This is a genomic window from Nocardioides humilatus, assembly GCF_008373755.1.
GTDB lineage: Bacteria > Actinomycetota > Actinomycetes > Propionibacteriales > Nocardioidaceae > Nocardioides > Nocardioides humilatus.
In genome coordinates, this window is record NZ_VUJV01000228.1 from 1 (window position 1) to 331 (window position 331).

The 331-nt window shown below is 52.9% G+C and carries 1 protein-coding gene; it reads right to left on the minus strand.

The genetic code is table 11. From position 1 onward, the window contains the following. Positions 1–331 (minus strand): eL15 family ribosomal protein (locus F0U44_RS24535; protein ID WP_223163843.1); only part of this gene is annotated, 331 nt, incomplete at both ends.

The following is a 331-nucleotide window of genomic DNA, read 5'->3' on the forward strand; positions in this document are numbered from 1 at the left end:
AGCATTCACGATCCAGTTGATCTTAGGATCGCGACGAATGGCCTTGTGTGACGGGTCCACGAGGATAACCTCGAAATACTTGTATGAAGAATCTTGTGCAACCCAGTAAGAGCTCAACACACGGAGACCACCGCAACGACGGCCAACACGTTCCTCAGCAATGGATTGAAGGTTGCGCGTGGGCTTCAACTGGTTGACACCATGGCTCTTGGGCTTGCCATAAGTGGCACCCTTAGCAACTGGACGCTTGCGGCCACCACGTCGCACACGGATTCTGAATACAACATAACCTTGTTTAGCACGGTAGCCTAGTCTTCGGGCTTTGTCCGGC